Origin of the sequence: Brevundimonas sp. DC300-4 (assembly GCF_049897365.1) — a bacterium.
In the GTDB taxonomy this organism is placed as follows: Bacteria; Pseudomonadota; Alphaproteobacteria; order Caulobacterales; family Caulobacteraceae; genus Brevundimonas.
This window is the reverse complement of record NZ_JAFCWC010000003.1, coordinates 193,049-210,400: the sequence shown is the minus strand read 5'-3', so window position 1 is coordinate 210,400 and position 17,352 is coordinate 193,049. Positions and strand designations below refer to the sequence as shown.

Annotated in this window: 13 protein-coding genes and 1 riboswitch; of the genes, 4 read left to right on the top strand and 9 right to left on the bottom strand. The window is 68.9% G+C overall.

Going from position 1 to position 17,352, the window contains the following annotated elements; translation table 11 throughout:
* Positions 1-54: 54 nt before the first annotated feature.
* From thrC to ACP7AZ_RS06750, 3 genes are all read right to left on the bottom strand, one after another.
* Positions 55-1,458, bottom strand: a complete 1,404-nt coding sequence (gene thrC, locus ACP7AZ_RS06760; protein ID WP_426037319.1) for a threonine synthase — start codon at positions 1,456-1,458, stop codon at positions 55-57.
* Positions 1,459-1,526: 68 nt separating this feature from the next.
* Positions 1,527-2,465: a homoserine kinase gene (gene thrB, locus ACP7AZ_RS06755; RefSeq protein WP_426037317.1), complete on the bottom strand. Its 939-nt coding sequence runs from the start codon at positions 2,463-2,465 to the stop codon at positions 1,527-1,529.
* A gap of 3 nt (positions 2,466-2,468) precedes the next feature.
* Positions 2,469-4,208 (bottom strand): homoserine dehydrogenase, encoded by a 1,740-nt coding sequence (locus ACP7AZ_RS06750; RefSeq protein WP_426037315.1) that lies wholly within the window; start codon positions 4,206-4,208, stop codon positions 2,469-2,471.
* A gap of 428 nt (positions 4,209-4,636) precedes the next feature.
* Positions 4,637-4,754, top strand: a riboswitch (SAM riboswitch).
* A 78-nt stretch (positions 4,755-4,832) separates the two neighbouring features.
* Here ACP7AZ_RS06750 and metX point away from each other — a divergent pair.
* Together metX and metB are read left to right on the top strand one after the other, a co-directional pair.
* A complete protein-coding gene (gene metX, locus ACP7AZ_RS06745) occupies positions 4,833-5,879 on the top strand; it encodes a homoserine O-succinyltransferase MetX (RefSeq protein ID WP_426037313.1) in 1,047 nt (348 codons plus the stop codon).
* A complete protein-coding gene (gene metB, locus ACP7AZ_RS06740; protein WP_426037311.1) occupies positions 5,876-7,069 on the top strand; it encodes a cystathionine gamma-synthase in 1,194 nt (397 codons plus the stop codon). Before metX ends, metB begins: the two co-directional genes overlap by 4 nt.
* Positions 7,070-7,458: 389 nt before the next feature.
* On the opposite strand, the gene ACP7AZ_RS06735 is transcribed toward metB, so the two are convergent.
* The 6 genes from ACP7AZ_RS06735 to ACP7AZ_RS06710 form a co-directional block, all read right to left on the bottom strand.
* Positions 7,459-7,920 carry a hypothetical protein gene (locus tag ACP7AZ_RS06735; RefSeq protein ID WP_426037309.1) on the bottom strand — a complete coding sequence of 154 codons (462 nt, stop codon included), beginning with the start codon at positions 7,918-7,920 and terminating at the stop codon, positions 7,459-7,461.
* Positions 7,921-7,974: 54 nt separating this feature from the next.
* Complete coding sequence (locus ACP7AZ_RS06730) at positions 7,975-8,193, bottom strand: DUF5961 family protein (RefSeq protein ID WP_426037307.1); 219 nt, start codon at positions 8,191-8,193, stop codon at positions 7,975-7,977.
* A gap of 58 nt (positions 8,194-8,251) precedes the next feature.
* Positions 8,252-9,253, bottom strand: a complete 1,002-nt coding sequence (locus ACP7AZ_RS06725; protein ID WP_426037305.1) for a protein-L-isoaspartate O-methyltransferase family protein — start codon at positions 9,251-9,253, stop codon at positions 8,252-8,254.
* The gene (locus ACP7AZ_RS06720) at positions 9,250-11,826 is read right to left on the bottom strand and encodes a hypothetical protein (protein WP_426037303.1); all 2,577 of its coding nucleotides are present in this window, start codon (positions 11,824-11,826) and stop codon (positions 9,250-9,252) included. The genes ACP7AZ_RS06725 and ACP7AZ_RS06720 overlap by 4 nt, the downstream gene beginning before the upstream one ends.
* Positions 11,823-12,758 (bottom strand): alpha/beta fold hydrolase, encoded by a 936-nt coding sequence (locus ACP7AZ_RS06715; protein ID WP_426037301.1) that lies wholly within the window; start codon positions 12,756-12,758, stop codon positions 11,823-11,825. Before ACP7AZ_RS06715 ends, ACP7AZ_RS06720 begins: the two co-directional genes overlap by 4 nt.
* Before the next feature lie 67 nt (positions 12,759-12,825).
* Positions 12,826-13,647 carry an LD-carboxypeptidase gene (locus ACP7AZ_RS06710; protein ID WP_426037299.1) on the bottom strand — a complete coding sequence of 274 codons (822 nt, stop codon included), beginning with the start codon at positions 13,645-13,647 and terminating at the stop codon, positions 12,826-12,828.
* 43 nt (positions 13,648-13,690) lie between these two features.
* Between ACP7AZ_RS06710 and ACP7AZ_RS06705 the strand changes: the two genes are divergently transcribed.
* Both ACP7AZ_RS06705 and ACP7AZ_RS06700 read left to right on the top strand, forming a co-directional pair.
* Positions 13,691-15,100: a UDP-N-acetylmuramate--L-alanine ligase gene (locus ACP7AZ_RS06705; protein WP_426037297.1), complete on the top strand. Its 1,410-nt coding sequence runs from the start codon at positions 13,691-13,693 to the stop codon at positions 15,098-15,100.
* Between the two features lie 182 nt (positions 15,101-15,282).
* The gene (locus ACP7AZ_RS06700; RefSeq protein WP_426037295.1) at positions 15,283-17,304 is read left to right on the top strand and encodes a TonB-dependent receptor; all 2,022 of its coding nucleotides are present in this window, start codon (positions 15,283-15,285) and stop codon (positions 17,302-17,304) included.
* Positions 17,305-17,352: the final 48 nt, after the last annotated feature.

The following is a 17,352-nucleotide window of genomic DNA, read 5'->3' as shown; positions in this document are numbered from 1 at the left end:
CATCGATAGCAACAACCGTGACGGCGCGCACCCCGTGCGATCGGGACCTTCGGCCTAGCCAGAGAAACCATTTACTGCCGCCCTCGCCGCTGCGGCGTCGGCGTCGATGATCTCGAACCGCTCGGCCCGGTCACCCAGTTCGCGAATGACACGGGGCGGGGCGGGATTGAAGCCGAGCACCGGCGCGACGTCCTTGCCGAACTTGGCGGGATGGGCGGTCGAAAGCGCCACCACCGGACCCCGGCTTCTGTTCACGCCCCGCGCGGCCGAAAGGGCGACAGCGGTGTGCGGGCAGACGACCTGACCCCAGGTCGCGTAGGCATGGGCGATCTGTTCACGCGTCGCGTCCTCACTGACTGACAAGGCCGAGACCTCGGCGCGGATCGCGTCGAGCAGCGCCGGCGGGAGCGCCACCGAGCCCTCGCGGGCGAAGGTTTCGAACAGGGTGCGGGTCAAGTCCGCATCGCGACCCGAGGCCTCGAACACCAGACGCTCGAAGTTCGAAGGGGCCTGCACATCCATGCTGACCGATGCGGTCTCGACGGCGGCCTTCCTGGCATAGACGCCGTGGTTGATGGCGCCCGCCAGGGCGTCGTTGCGGTTCACGGCGGCGACGAATCCGGCGACCGGCAACCCCATCCGCGACGCCGCGATCCCGGCAAAAGCGTCGCCGAAATTGCCCGTCGGGACCACAAAGACCGGCGCCCGCGTCTCGCCCAGCGCGGCCAGTTGTGAAACCGCTGACAGATAGTAGGGAACCTGTCCCGCCAGCCGGGCCCAGTTGATCGAGTTCACGCTGGAGAACCGGCCCCCGTCGCGCAGGCTCTCGTCGGCCAGCAACCCCTTCACCAGCCGCTGGCAGTCGTCAAAGTCCCCACGAACGGCCAGGTTCAGCACGTTCGGGGCTTCGACCGTAGTCATCTGGCGGCGCTGGACGGCCGAGACCCGCTCATGCGGGTGGAGCACGATCAGCCGGACCCGATCGGCATTGGCGAAGGCGGCCACGGCGGCCGCGCCGGTGTCTCCACTAGTCGCCGTAACCAGGGTCAGTCGCTCGCCCGACGCTGCCAGCGCCTCGGACGAAAGCGCCGCCGCGAGCTGCATCGCGAGGTCCTTGAATGCGGCGGTCGGACCGTGGAACAGCTCCAGCATATAGAGGCCGTCCTCAAGGCAACGCAGCGGCGTCACCTCGGCCGGCTCGAAGCCCGCCGTCAGTCGAGCCAGGCCCCGGTCCAACGCTCCAGCTGGCAGGGCGTCGCCGATGAAGGGCGCCATGGCTCGTGTCGCGATCGAGACATAGCCGAGCCCGGCCGCCCAGCTCTCGGGTGAGAGGCTGGGCCAGGCTCCCGGCAAGTAGAGGCCACCGTCAGGAGCCATGCCGCGCAGCAAGACTTCGGCGAAGTCGCTGCCGGAAGCCTCGCCTCGGGTCGAAACATAGCGTTCGGAAGTCTGGGCCATCGTCATTCTGGTTCGGTTCGGCGAAGCGGGTTCGCCGAAGGGTGTAAGTCGGAGTCGTGCCGAAACGATCAGGCCGCCTCGCGCCACCACGCCGCCCGCCGGAAGAAGGCGGCCGGGTCCTTGGGTGTCACCAGTTTGGTCGGGTCGTGGAAGACGCGGTCGTGAAGCCGGGTCAGGGTGAAGCGGATCGCGGCGGCCTCGCCGAGCGTCGGCAGCGCGACAGCCTCCGCCCGGGTCAGGGGGCGCACAGCCTCGTATCCGCGCCGGAAGGCGTCGACCGAACTGGAGATGGCGACGCCCGAGCCATCAAATCCCCAGGCGCTCAGAGCAATAGCAAGGTCGTAAGCCAACAGGTCCGTGCAGCCGAAATAGAAGTCGATCACGCCGGATACCTGACCTCCGTCGAACAGGACATTGTCGGGGAAATAGTCGGCATGGATCGGTCCGCGGGGCAAATCCTCCGCCCACGGGTTACCAAGCCGCGCCAGGGCCACTTCAACGCCGTCCAGGATCTCGCGGTCCTCCCCTCTGGCCACCGTCGCAGCCCGATCCGCCAGCGCCCGCCAGACTACGGGCCCGACAGGGTTGGCCCTCTGGATCGGGAAGCCCCCGGCCTTCAGATGCAGTCGCGCCAGCATCGCCCCCGCTGCCTCGACCTCGGCCGAAGACGGGTCCCTTAACCAGGCGCCCGGAAGCCATTCGATCACCGCCGCCGGCCGGCCGTTCAGCGTCCCGACCCAGGCGCCATACTTACTCCGGACCGGCCTCGGGGCCGGAAGTCCTCGGCCCGCCAGATGGTCGGGCAGGCCCAGACAGAACGGCAGAGATGCTGCGTCGGTGCGCGCCTCGAACAGGGTCAGGACATGACGGGCGCCCTTGGTCTCCAGCCGATAGTTCGTGTTCTCCACTCCCTCGGCGATGGGATGCAGGGACGCGAATGCGCCCAGCGGATAGTCCGCCAGGAACGCGCGCGCGTCATCTTCGGTGACCGGGGTGAAAACTGCCACGCGCTAGTGGTGACCCAGCGACGCATGGCGCGCGCGAACGATGTCGGCGAGGTCCGCCAGCACGCTCTCGGTCGTCGGCCAGCGGCCCGCGCCGCGGCCCTTGCACGACCAAACCCGACCGTCCTCGCCATAGACCTTCAAGGCGTTGCGCTCCCCGTCCAGGCTCTGGAAGAGCGGATCGTCGAGCCCCACGTCAAGCGAAACCGACGCCTTCAGCCCCTCCCCGTCCCGAACACAGGCGCCGATCTGGCGGACCGGCCCGGCCGGCTTGAACGCCTCCGACAGGACGGCGCAGGGTACGTCGGCTTCGGCCGGCGTCCGCCCGAAGGCCTCGAAAGCCAGTAACCGGACCTTGGCGGCCGAATCGCGGCCCTCAAGATCCGACGACGGATCCTCCTCGGCGAAGCCCGCGACCCGGGCATCGGCCAGAGCGTCGGCGAAATCGGCGCCGGCCTGAAGCCGCGTCAGCATAAAGTTGACCGTGCCGTTCAGCACCGCCTCGAATCCATTCACTGGCCCGGCCGCCCTGGCCACGCGCAGGGTCTCGATCATCGGCGCCGCGCCCCCGACCGCCGCCGAATAGGCGAGGTGCGAGCCGTGAGCACGGGCGGCGTCCGCGAGACCGGCCGGGTCCCGGCTGATCGCCTGTTTATTGGCGCTGGCGACATCGATGCCGCGTTCCAGGGCCGCACGGATCAGGTCGTGACCGGCAGCGCCCTCTGACAGGGCCTCCAGCAGGATGTCGGGCCGAAGCGCCAGCAGCGCCTCACGGTCTGACGTGAAAAGGTCGGCGGGCGCCTCCACATCCCGGGGCTTGGATGGATCGCGCACCAGCACGCCGACGACCTGGAACCGGTTATCCTTCAGCAGCCGTTGCAGCAGGCCGCCGCCGACGACGCCGCAGCCCGCGATGGCCACCTTCAGAGGCGCATCAGGGATCGACGGCCCGGGAGGCGCGGAATGGTCTCCGACCACCGTGCAATCGGCGCGACCGAGCGCGGCCACCTCGATCTCCACCGACCGCTGCTGACCCATGTCGATCGCGTCGTGCTGGACCAGGGCGCCGCCGTGGCGACGGGCGTCGTCCCAGCTGGCCCGGCGATAGCGCAGCGGCTTGCCCGAGGCCGAAGCCGGATCGCGGTCGTAGAGGCCGTCGACATCCTTCACCAGACGCACGCGGCTGAGGCCCAGTTCGGCCGCGAGGAAGACCGCCGTCAGGTCTGAACCGCCGCGCCCCAGCAGCACCACCTTCCCTTTCTCACCCACGGCGCCGAAGCCCGGAACCACGACGACTTGATGGTCCGCCAGCGCCTTCCACAGAGCGTCGCTGCGCAGCGAGACCGGATGCGCATGCTCGGCCGGGCCGTCGGCCACAATGCCCAGTTCGCGCACGGACAATGCCGCCGCATCCAGGCCGATCCGGTCGCAGGCGATAGCCACTAGCGCCGCCGCCTTCTCCTCACCCAGCGCCACATAGCCGGGAAGGAGGTCGTTCTCGTGATCGAGGCCGAGGGCGCGCGCGTCAGCGAATAGCCGGTCGGTGTGGCCGCCCAGGGCCGAGACCACGGCGATCACCTTCCGGCCCGCGCGGACGTGGCCATAGATCTCGGAGGCGACAGCGGGGGCGCAGGACTGGTCCTGCAGGATTGAGGAGCCGAACTTCAGCACCACCACTTCGGCGGTGGGCGAAGGCTCGGCGATCGGTTTCTCGACGACGGCGAGGCGGGCGCTGGAGTGGGGCATATGGATGGTCCGTTCGGGGAGGAGTTGGGATCAGGGCAATAGAAAACCCGCCTGGCCGGGGCCGGGCGGGTCTGGGTTGGCTGAGGTGTTTTCGACCTGCGCGCTAACCTGTTCCCGCCCGCGAGGGGCCGGTGATGGTCATACCGGTCGTGGTCGAAATGAGAGTCGCAAGGGTCATCGAGCGCACCGCGGGGGCGGTGGTCGAGGTCGAAACGGCGATGCTGCCGAGACGGGACACGGGCGAGTTCCTGTAAAAATCGTTGGTCGCAGAGTGTCGGGAGAAACGACCGTCGTCAACCCGGTTCGAGCATCTTTTTTGCGTCTGCCGGCCCTTTAGCTACCTTCCAGTCACAGCCTATCCGTCAGACCGGATCAATGGGGTAGATTTTTTCTCTTGACCGGCGGTCTTCGCACCCGCAACGTAAATCCACTCATCAAGACCGACCGAGGGATAGGCCCTTTGACGTCGGGGCAACCATCGGTTTCCAGCCGAACGGTGCCAACTCCTGCGAGGATCCTTTTCGAAGGGTCCGCGAGAGATGAGTGGAGCGTCGACGAGGCGACGTCTCCACGATCTGTCATCGCATCCGGAACCTTGCTGGGCGGGACGATGCAGACGACGCCATGGCTTTCGACACTCAACAGATTTCCGCAGAACCCCTCTGTCGTCCGACAGCGCGCTCGACTGCGATCCTTGCCCGCAAGGGCGGCGGTGCGGTCGATATCACCGTCGACATCCCGGTCGACTTCCGCCTCAAGTCGGGCGAGCGACTGGGCCAGCGCCAGATCGTTGGGCGGCTGCACGGCCGGGCCGGGGCGCCGCTGGTTGTGGTGGCGGGCGGCATCTCGGCGGGGCGGTTCGTGCACCGGACCGAGACCAACGGCCTGGGCTGGTGGTCGGGCGCGGTCTCGATCCGCGGGCCGATCGACCTGAGCCGCTTCCAGGTCCTGGCCTTCGACTATGCGCCGGAGGCCGCCGACGGGATGAAGCCGGTCACCATCACCACCCATGACCAGGCGCGGCTGCTGCGGCTGATCCTCGAAGAGATCGGCGATCCCGTCGTTTCGGCCTTCGTCGGCTGCTCCTATGGCGGCATGATCGCCCTGGCCTTCTGCGAGCTGTTCCCCGAGCGTGTCGAGCAGCTGGTTGTGGTCTCCGCCGCCCACCGGGCCCATCCGCAGGCGACCGCGTGGCGCGGGATCCAGCGGCGCATCCTGCAGCTGGCCGAGGCCGCCGGACGGCCCGAGGACGGGGTCGCCCTGGCCCGTGAACTGGCCATGACCACCTATCGCACCGCCGAGGAGTTCGGCGAGCGGTTCGAGACCGAGGCCCCCGCGGCGGCGGGGCAGGCCTATCCGGTGTGCGAATACCTGACCGCGCGCGGCAAGGCCTACCGGACCCACACGACGCCGGCCCGTTGGCTGTCGCTGTCGGACTCGATCGACCGCCACAGCGTCACGCCCGAGGCGATCCGGACCCCGGTGACCCTGGTTGGCTTCACCTCGGACCGGCTGGTGCCGATCGACGACATCCGCGAGCTCGGCGCTCGCCTGCCCGCCCTGTGGCGTCTGGTCGAGGCCCCGTCCCTGTACGGCCACGACGCCTTTCTGAAGGAGGACGAGGCGGTCGCCGCCATCCTCCGTTCCGCGCTCAAGGAGATCGACCAATGACCCGTCCCACCGGCAAGCGGCCGCATGACGTCCGCACCACCTGCGCCCGCTCCGGCGTCGATACGGACACGGCCCACGGCGCGGTCATGCCGCCGCTGTATCTGTCCTCGAACTATTCGTTCGCGGGCTTCGAGCAGAAGCGAAAATACGACTACAGCCGCTCCGGCAATCCGACCCGCGACGTCCTGGCCGAGACCCTGGCCGAGCTGGAAGGCGGAGCCGGCTGCGTGGTCACGGCGACCGGGATGGCGGCGGTGGATCTGCCGCTGAGCCTGCTGGAGCCCGGCGATCTGCTGATCGCGCCGCACGACTGCTACGGCGGCACCCACCGCCTGCTGTGCGCCCGGGCCAAGAAGGGGCATTTCGAGGTCCTGTGGGTCGATCAGGGCGACACCGTCGCACTGGATGCGGCGCTGGCCCTGAACCCCAGGCTGGTCCTGATCGAGACGCCGTCGAACCCCCTGCTGCGCGTGGTCGACATCGCCGACATCTGCACCCGCGCCCACCGGGTCGGGGCCAAGGTGGTGGTCGACAACACCTTCCTGTCGCCGGCGCTGCAGCGGCCGATCGAACTGGGCGCCGACATCGTGGTCCACTCGACGACCAAATACATTAATGGCCATTCCGACGTGGTCGGCGGGGCGGTGATCGCGGCCGATCCGGCGGACCATGCGGAGCTGGCCTGGTGGGCCAACTGCCTGGGCGTCACCGGCTCGCCGTTCGACGCCTATCTGACCCTGCGCGGGGTGCGGACCCTCTTTGCACGGATCGAACGGCAGCAGACGACGGCAGGCAAGGTCGCCGACCTGCTCGAAGCCCACCCGGCGGTCTCGATCGTCCACTATCCGGGCCTGAAGTCGCACCCGAACCACGCCCTGGCCGCGCGCCAGCAACAGGGGCCGGGCGCCATGCTGAGCTTCGAGCTGGCCGGCGGCGTCGATGCCGTGCGCCAGCTGGTGGAGACGCTGGAGACCTTCACCCTGGCCGAGTCGCTGGGCGGGGTCGAAAGCCTGATCGCCCACCCGGCGACCATGACCCACGCCGCCATGACGCCGGAAGCGCGCGTCGTCGCCGGGATCACCGACGGCCTGTTGCGGTTGTCGGTCGGTCTGGAGCACGAGGATGACCTGATCGCCGACCTGGTCCAGGCGCTGGATGCTCTGGCGGAGGTCCGGGCGGAGGCGGCCTGATCGTTCGGAGTGAGACTCCAAAAATGGAGTCGACAGAGTCTACAGAGTCGCGGCCGATCTGAATAAAATCAGCGGGTTGGCGTTTCGATGCGTGCGACTCTGCCGACAGCGAAATGCAGCATGCGGAGGCATCACCTGACGGTTTCAAAGACCCGGTCGAGACGTGATCGTCGCACGCGGCCAGCGCAAGCCCGGACGGAGAATAAATTCTCCTTCGCGGGCGCGAGTGCATCCGTCATCCGCTTATCCCCGCGAAGGCGGGGCCCCGGTCTTTGGACGATGACTCTCGCCGGCACGCATGAGACGAACCCAGACGCCGAGCCTCACTTAAGCACTGGGTCTCCGCCTTCGCGGGAATGAGCGGCGTTCGGGGATCGGGCGCGGGCCTCCTAGGGGATCAGCAGGATGGCGACCGGGATCACCGTCCCGGCGAGCAGCGCCCAGCGCGCGACGATCTTCAGCCGGCCCATCGTCACGCCCATCCAGACGCCCAGCAGGGTCGACAGGAACAGGCCGACCGCGACCAGAACGAAGAACCACTGGAGCAGGCTCTTCGAGAGCGGGGTCGCGGGTTTTCCGACCTCCTGCGGCGCCGCGGCTCCGGCCGGACGGGCCGTCTCGGGCCGGGGCGGGCGCGGGGGCTGCACCGCGAAGACCTGGTCCTTGTGCACCCGGCCCAGCTTCTCGATCAGCGGTGCGGGCGTGTAGCCGGGGTGGCTTTCCTGCAGGCGGAAGATCTGCAGCCCGCCGGTCACCGCGAACATCAGGATCGAGGGCGCGATGACCATGCCCACCACGGTGTGGGTCTGGCGCAGGATCATCGACCATGGGATCGGGCGGGCATTGGGCATGGCTTTTTCCGGTTTGCCCCGGAGCGTTAGCCTTGAACCGTGACGCTTGCCAGCCTAGGCGCAGGCCTCGACCGCCTCGGTTTCGAGATGGATGACGAAACAATGCTCGGGCCCGCCGTCCTCGGACTGGACGATCACGCGCAGGGCGTCGTCCTCGGCCCATGGCGAATGGGCCTCGGCGAAGGTCAGGGCCGCATCCTCGAAGCTGCGGGCTTCTAGGATGTGGCAGTGATCGGACTCGGTGTGGGCGACGTAACGGGCGGCCTGGGGCATGGGAAAGCTCCTCCTCCGCAGGATCAACGCGTTACCCGCGAAATGGATTCAATCGCCGTTACGCAGGCTGTGGACGGTTCTGCATCGCGCCGGTCATGGGGATGAAGAAGACTCCCACGTCGCGGCGTGAATGGACCCGGCCGTCGGCATCCTTGGTGTAGACATAGAGGACCTGTCCGCGACGGAAGGGCTGGCCGATCGGGATGATCAGCTTGCCGCCCGGCTTGAGCTGGCGGAACAGTTCCGGCGGGGCGTACTGGGCGACGCAGGTCAGCATGATGGTGTCGAAACCCTCGGTCACCTCGGGCCAGCCGAAATAGCCGTCGCCGACCTTGCCGTGGACGTTGTCGTAGCCGAGCGGGGCCCAGATCTTGCCGACCGCCTCGCCGATCGGCTGGATGATCTCGATGGTGTAGCTGTCGCGGACGACGCGGCTGAGCAGGGACGACTGGAAGCCTGAACCGGTGCCGATCTCCAGCGTCACATCGGTCGGTTTCGGAGCCGCCAGCTGGGTCATATAGGCCTGACCCAGATAGTCGGAGAGCACGCTGCCGTGGCCGATGGCCCAGGGCTTGGGATTGGCCTCATAGGCCTGATACGCGGTCGAGGCGTCCGACGCGTAGGCGTAGTGGAAATACTCGCGCGGCAGGCTTTCGAAGGCCTGGATCACGTTTGGATCATGGGCCCCGAAGCGGCCGTCGAGATAGGTCCTGATGCGTTCGATGGCGGCGGGCTTGCGGGCCTGGATCTCGGTGAACTGGGTCTCGGTGATCGAGTGTGGACGCTGGGACGCCGACATGGCGGTATTGAAACGGGCGAAGGTCCAGGGCTCGCTCGGCATACGGACCGTCGCGGAGACGGCGGAGGCCTCGCCAGCGGCGGCCGTTGTCGGGGCGGCGGGCACGGCAGCCCCTGCCCCGCCCGAGGCCTGCGTCGGGTTGAGGCGCGCCTGGACGGACTTCATCGTGGTCTCGTCACAGCCGGCGAGCCCGGTCAGGGTCGCGACGCCGCCGGTGGTCAGCAGGGTGCGGCGGTCCATCATCGTGCGATCAGGGGTCATGCGGGGCTCGTCTGGCTCGAACCGTTCTGGTCCGGGAAGGGGTCAAGGCGGGCGGGAACGGGGTCCGGCAGGTCGGCGAAGGGATTGGTCGGGACGGCAGGCTCGAACACCGGAACGGTCTTTCGGACAGCCGCAGCGACCGGCAGGACGAGGAAGGCGAGCGCGTAGAGGCCCGCCGCCACGATCAGCAGGGACGAGAAGCCGACGTCGCGGCTCATCAGATTGGCGAGGGGAGTGGCGACCACCGAGAAGGCGCCGTTCAGCCCCCAGGCCCAGGGCAGGGCGCGGCCGTCTCCGACCTGGATCAGGCCGAGCGGGAACGGCAGGCCAAGCGCCAGTGACACTGGGGCGGCGGCGAGGACGACCAGACCGGCCTTCATCGCCCACGACTGGTCGAGGGTGCGCATCATGAAGTCCTCGGCGCCGACCAGCATGGCGCCGATCCAGGCGAGGACGACGATCAGGCCGATCATCGAGGCGACCTTGGGCATGGCGGCGCACTTGCCGGCGATCATGCTGCCGAGGCCGGAGAAGATCAGCATGGCCGTCAGGACCAGGGCGAAGGCCGACGAATAGTCGTTGAGATAGAAGGCCGCCTTGTCGATCAGGAAGATCTCGACCAGCAGGAAGCCGAGGCCGAGCGCCGGGAAATACAGGGCCGGCCAGAGCTTCGTCTTCTCGCGTGCCCCGCCCGCGCGACGACGGAACAGGGCGGGCGCGGCCAGGACCAGAAGGGCGATGACGATGGCCTGACCCAGAACGGCGATGTTCACCAGGGCGCCGATCTCGGCCTGGGGCAGGACCTCGAGCCGCTTGATCAAGGTGTCGAGGCGTTCGAGGCGCAGGGACGAATAGAAGGCGGGGCGGTCCAGAGTCGCGGGGCGGACGTGGAAGGCCTCGGACGACGGCGACGGGCGACCGACGAGGACGGCGGCAACCTCGTTGGCGATGGCGTCGTCGGGACCGTCGGAGGTCATCTGGCCGGTCTCGAACGAGACGCTCGGCAGGTCGTTGAACAGCGCCGCGCGGGCGGCGACCACATCCATGCCGGGACGCCAGGAGACGTCGAACGACCGTTCGGCGCACCAGGCCTGAAGCGCGGCCACGTCTGCGGGCGACCAGGCGGTCGGGCTGATCAGGATGCGGGCGTTCCAGGCGGAACGGTAGATCAGGACGTGGGCGGACGGATCGACGATACCCTTGGCCAGCAGCGCTTGGCGGGCGGTCGAGAGGACCCTCAGGGCGTAGACGGGGAAGTCGCGGATGGAGACGGACATCGACACGGCGCCGCCGGGTTTCAGCGCGGCGAGATAGGCGGCGAGCGCCTCCTCCGTGACGCCCGTGACATTGGCGGGGGCGGCATCCACGAAGTCGGCGGAGACGTCGATGATATCGTAGGAATTCGGCCCCGCGCGCCAGGCGGCGGCGATGGGGCCTCCGTCCAGCAGGGTCACTCTGGCATCGGCAGCGAGCGCGGGCGACGGGCCGAGACCGGCGCTCAGGGCGTGGCGCAGGACGGGTTCGCCCTCAATGCCGTCGATGCGGGAGGCTCCGAGCGTCAGGGCCTCGGCGACGCGGTAGCCGCCGGACAGGCCGACGAGCAGGACGGTGGGCGACCGGCGCAGGGCGTAGGGGGCGGCACTGAGCGCGCTCGGCGCATAGGCGGCGTCGAGCGGGCCGGCCTTGGGCAGGGAGGCGATGCGATTGCCGTCGCGGTAGAGGCCGTAGGTCGAGGGCGGGCCCGCGATCCCCATCAGGCCGGCGTTGTTGGAGACGTCGGCATCGACCCGCTCGGTGAAATTCTCGAGCAGCAGATAGTGGCCGCGCGGCTGGCGGATCTCGGCGACGACGGCGGCGCCGGGCGTATTGAGCGGGGCGTAGATGGCCTTGAACTCGGAGAAGGCCGGGGGCGCGCCGAGGAAGAGGATGGCCTCTCCGGCGACGAGGGCCGCGCCGGCGAGACCCGCGCCCAGCCAGTTTAGCCGGCCGGGCTGGAACAGGGTCGAGAGGGCCAGCGGCACAAGCAGGACCGGGGCCAGAAGGAAGGGATGGACGACGAACATCAGGCCCAGCGCCAGGGCCGCGCCGAGGCCTGCGCCGATTAGATCATACCCATAGACCCGCCCGATCTCCCGGTGATTCAGGACGAAGATCAGGCTGATGTAGAGGCCGGCGAGGAAGAAGAAGGGCAGCAGGGCCGCGTAATAGAGGCCGATGTTCTTCACCTGATCGGGCCAGGTGGTGGGGTTCTGAAGCTGCAGCGGATTGAACGGATTGGCCGTGACCAGCTGGTATCCGACCGCCGCCGCGATCACCATCGCCGCCGGAAGAATGGTCCTCAGGATCACGCCGTGCCGGGCGACGCTGTCGCGGAACAGGGCCGTGACGACGCCCGAGAGCGCGAACCCGGCCATGACGATGGAAATAATCCAGTAGCCGTACTCCGACCATTTCGCGACCGCGAAATAGCGGGTCAGGGCGTTCTCGATCCCGACCACACCCATGGCGATCAGGAACAGCGGGATCAGGGCCGCGCGCGTCTTGCTGGTCAGGTCGGGAGCGGCGGCGGTCAATGGACCGTCCTGGTGACGCGGGTGTCGAGGAAGTCGAGCAGCAGGGTGTTGAACCGCTTCGGCTCATCGACGAACAGGGCGTGGCCGGCGCCCTCAAAGATCGTCATCGAGGCGTTCGGATGGGTGCGGACAAGGGTCTCGCCCTGCTCCCTCCAGCGCGGACGGACGACATAGAGGACGGGGCGGTCGGTGGAATGGACGGCGGCGCGCCAGTACTCGCGGGGGACGTCGTAGGCGAGCAGCCGACGCTCGTCCTCGACGGTCATGCGCAGGGCCTGATCGGTCAGCCGTGCGCGATAGTCCGTCCCCGGATCATGGGCGAAGATGGAGGCGACGAAGGCGGCGCGGCGGGCGCGGCGTTCCTGTGGCGTCGGCTCGGGCGGCGGGGTGGCGGACCGCGGCGGAGCCGGGGCGGCGCGCGGCGCCGGCTCTTCGCCGATGGAGTTGTCGATCAGGACGAGGCCGGCGATCCGGTCGGCCCCGCCGTCCGCGACCCAGGCCAGGCTGTCGAGCACGCCGAGCGACCAGCCGACGAGAACGACCGGACCTTCGGCGGCATGGTCAATCAGCTCGCCGATATCCCGGCCGCGACGCTCATGGGTGTAGCCGAAGCGGGTCACCTCGCTCTCCCCCTGGCCACGGGGGTCCAGGGCGAGGACGTGGTAGCGGTCCGACAGGGCGTCGATCTGCGCCTCGAAGATCCAGCCGGGCATGGTCCAGCCGGGCACGAAGACCACGGTCCGGCCCTCCGAAGGACCCGCCTCCAGATAGTGGAGGCGGGCCCCGTCGGAAGTGATGAAACTGCGGCTCTCGGCCGCCGCGACCGCATCCCCCGATACGGCCGTCGCACTCGCGAGAACGGCTCCGCCCAGCACGCCGACCATGGCCGCCCGTGTCCATGCCGGCAGGGTCAGGTATCCGTTACGCCCCATCGGGCGGCATGTGACTCACACCCGCGTTCGATGTCGATAGGGTTCCCCGGAGGCGGGAGCGATAGGGTTAAGGCCGTGGCCCGAACGGCACGACCTTGTTCTCGCGGTCGTGGGCGATGTCGGCGAGGCCGAGGTAAGGAATGCCCGAGCGCTCGCACCAGAACTGGACGATCTGTTCGCCGGTCAGGCCGAAGTCCGGCTCATTGACCGTGACGTCGGTGAAGCGTCCGGCGCGAATGCCGGCGAGGCGGCGGATCGACGGCTGGCTGGTCAGGTGGAACATCATCCGGTCGATGCGGTAGGCGGCCTCGGACACGTCCTCGAGCATCAGGATGTGGCCGGTCAGGTCGGGCTCCAGCGGCGTGCCCAGCAGCTGGTCGAGGACCGTCAGGTTGAAGGCGACGGCCGGGCGCGGGTCGGTGAGGAGCGATGGCTCCAGCCCCTCGGTCTCGCTCTTGCGCAGCCAGTTCAGAGAGCGGAAGCCCGTCGGATCGTTGCGCACGCCGTCCGAGGCCATGGGACCGTGGGCGACCTCGAAGCCGTTCTTGTAGAGGATGGCCAGCATCGAGCCGACGTCGGAATAGCCGAGGTAGCGTTTCCGCCTCGCCACATCGGTCAGGCGCAGCATGACCGCTTCGGCGATGCGGCACGAGCCGTAGCCGCCGCGCGCGAACCAGATGTGATCCAGACGCGGGTCGTTGGCGAACTCGACGAAGGCATCGGCGCGGGCGGCGTCATCGCCGGCGAAATGGCCCGACTTGGCGAAGCTGTTGGGATGGAAGGCGACGGTCACCTCGCCCGTCGGGAACTTCAGGTCGAACCAGGCCTGGATGGCCTCGGCGCGCTCCTTCGCGAAGCGGGACGAGACAGCGACGACCCCGATCTTCATTCTTGTGTTCCCTCCCCGGCTTCTCCTCTTTAGTCACCGGACCATGAGCGAACCATCCTATTTCTTCTGCGGCGTCGGTGGGTCGGGCATGCTGCCCCTGGCCATGATCGTACAGGCGCGCGGCGCGGCGATCGAGGGCTCGGACCGGGCGCTGGATCAGGGCCGCACGCCGGAGAAGTTCGACTGGCTGAGGGCGCACGGCGTGGTTCTGCATCCGCAGGACGGGTCGGGCGTGCGCAGCGGACAGATCGTGGTCGCGACAGGGGCGGTCGAGGACACGGTGCCGGACATAGGGGCGGCCAAGCGCGTGGGCGCCGAGATCGTCACCCGGCCGCAGCTGCTGAGCCAGATCTTCAACGCGGCCCCAACTTCGGTGGGAGTTGCGGGGACCAGCGGCAAGTCGACCATAACCGGCATGATCGCCTGGATTCTGAGCCAGTCGGGGCGCGAGCCGACCGTGATCAACGGGGCGGTGATGCGCAACTTCGCTGATGCCGACCATCCGTTCGCCAGCGCCCTGGTGGGCGGCGCAGACCTGTTCGTGGCCGAGGTGGATGAATCAGACGGCTCGATCGCGCGCTACGATCCGACGGTGGCGGTGGTGTCGAACATCTCGCTGGACCACAAGTCGATGGAGGAGCTGCGCGACCTGTTCGGCGGCTTCACGGGCGGGGCGCGGACCGCAGTGCTCAACCTCGACAACGTCGAGACGGCGGCTCTGGCGCAAACCATGGTGGACGACGGGCGGGCGGCGACGGTTCTGACCTTCGCCCTTGGGAATGAGGCGGCGGACTATGCGGCGCACGACCTGAAACCCCTTCCCGCCGGCATGACCTTCCACCTGACGGAGCGGTCGAGCGGGGCGCGGATCGCGGCGACGCTGAACGTTCCAGGCGCGCACAATGTCGCCAATGCGCTGGCGGCGCTGGGGGCGGTGCGGGCGCTGGGCGTGCCGCTGGAGGCGGCGGTCACATCGCTGGAGACCTTCGCCGGGATCAGGCGGCGGATGGAGGTCGTGGGCGTCGCGAACGGGATCACCGTGCTGGACGACTTCGCCCACAACCCGGACAAGATCGCGGCGACGGTGAAGACGCTGCACGCCTTCGACGGACGGTTGCTGGTCCTGTTCCAGCCGCACGGCTTCGGGCCGCTGAAACTGATGAAGCGGGAGTTCATCGAGACCTTCGCAGGCCTGCTGAAGCCCGACGACCTGCTGTTGATGCCGGAGCCGGTCTATTACGGCGGCACCACGGATCGCAGCGTGGGGTCGGAGGACATCGCCTCGGGCGTCCGCGCCGAGGGCCGGAACGCAGAGGCCCTGCTCGACCGCGCGGCCTGCGGCGACCGGATCGTGGCTTTGGCGAAGCCAGGCGACCGGATCATCGTCATGGGGGCGCGGGACGATACTCTGTCCACGTTCGCGGCGGAGCTGCTGGAACGGTTGCGCGTCTAGGCCTTTCCGGATCCCAGGATCCCCGCGAAGGTGGGACCCCAAGCTTTCATGTGTCACCATGCCTGAAAGCGCTGATGATCAGCTGTCGGTAAGAGAGCCCAAACTTGCTCCCCGCCTTTGCGGGGATGCACGGAACAGGGGCGCGGTCGCTGGCCAGCCGGTTGGATCCAAGAAAGAGTCGCATGCTGCAAGACATCCCCGCCGACCTTCCCGACATCGTCGTCACCGCCGCGCGTCTGCCGCCCGCTGCGGGAGACGCGGCCTTCTCCGTGATCCGGCTGGACGAGGGGGTGCTGGGCCGGGCGAGGCGGATCGATGAGGCGCTGCAGACCGTACCCGCGGTCAGCCTGTTCCGGCGGACCTCGAGCCTGGCGGCCAATCCGACGACCCAGGGGATATCGCTCCGGGCCATCGCGCCGTCGGGCGCTGGACGGACACTGGTGACGCTGGATGGCGTGCCGCTGAACGATCCGTTCGGCGGCTGGGTGCTGTGGTCGCAAGTGGCGCCGGAGAGTCTGTCGGGGCTCGACATCGTGCGCGGTTCAGGAGCCGGACCCTATGGGGCGGGCGCCCTGACCGGGGTGATCCAGCTGCGTGAACGCGACGGAGACGGCGGAGCGCTGGACGTGTCCGGCGCAGAGTATGGCGGGCGGAGGCTGGCGGCCGCGACGACGCTGAGCGCGGGGCGGTTCGCCCTGACCGGGGTGGTGCAACGGGAGTTGAGCGACGGCTATGTCCCCGTCCGCGGCGCGGCGGCCGGCGCGGTCGATACGCCGCTGGATCTGGCGACGCTGAGCGGATCTCTGCGGGCGGACGTGGCGATTGATCCGGCGACGGCGCTGTCGCTGCGGGCCGCCGCCTATGAGGAGAATCGCGGGTCGGGCCTGGCCGGGGCGCGGTCGTCGGCTATGGGGCAGAGCTGGTCGGCGACTGTTTCGAGGACGCCCTCGGCCGAACGGCCGGGCTGGCGGGCTCAGCTATGGCGCCGCGAGAGCGACTTCGCCAACACCTCGGTCGCAGTGGCGGCCGGGCGGGGATCGACCACCCCGGCCAATGACCAGTTCGCGACCCCGGCCGAGGGCTGGGGCGCCAATGTCGCCCTGCGGCGAGTGGCCGTCGCTCTGGGCGGCGGTTTGCTGGAGTGGGAGCTGGGCGCCGACGCCCGGTTCAACGAGGGCGAGACGCGGGAGCTGTTCCGTTTCATGGCCGGGAGCTTCACGCGGGATCGGGTCGCGGGCGGGGAGGCCTCGGTGATCGGCGGTTATGGCGAGGCGTCGTGGACGGCAGGGCCGTGGCTGGTGGCCGGCGGTCTGAGGCTCGATGGCTGGGCGAATTCGAACGGCCGGCGGGTCGAGCGTGATCTGACGACCGGTCAACCGACCCTGGACGAGGGTTCGCCGGATCGATCGGGCGAGGTGTTCTCGGCGCGGCTGGCGGCGCGGCGCGATCTGGGCGGCGGGCTGGCGGCGCGGGCGGCCGCCTATTCCGGCTTCCGGCCAGCGACGCTGAACGAACTGCACCGACCGTTCCGGGTCGGCAACGACCTGACCGAGGCGAATGCGGCGCTGGTTCCGGAAGAGCTCCAGGGAGTCGAGGCCGGGCTGGCCTGGGAGGATGAGACGACATCACTCGGGGCGACGGTGTTCTGGAACCGGATCGAGGACGCCATCATCAACGTGACCATCGGGGTCGGGCCGGGCGCCTTCCCGAGGGCGGGCTTCGTGCCGGCGGGCGGGGTGCTGAGGCAGAGGCAGAACGCGGGGACGATCGAGGCGACCGGCGTCGAGCTGACGGCCAAGCATCGGGTCGGCGAGCGGCTGTCCTTCGATGGGGCTCTGTCGTGGACGGATGCGGAGGTCGATGGCGGAACGTCGGCGGCGCAGCTGACGGGACTGCGGCCGGCCCAGGCGCCGGAGTGGAGCGTCTCGGCGGGGGCGGAGTGGCGCGTCGTCGACCGGCTGACGCTGGTCGGCCGGGTGCGGTACGAGAGCCGCCGCTTTGAGGACGATCTGAACAGCCGCGTGCTGGACGCGGCGACGACGCTGGATGCGCGGGCCGAGTTCGAGGTACGGACCGGGGTGGTCGCCTGGGTAGCTGCGGACAATCTGTTCGACGCCGAGGTCCAGGTGTCTGAAACGGGCGACGGGGTGGCGGGGTATGGGCCGCCGAGGACCGTCCGCGCGGGGCTGACGCTGAGCTGGTGACGCCCGTCCGTGGACCCCGGCCTTCGCCGGGGTGCACGGAAAAGGGGG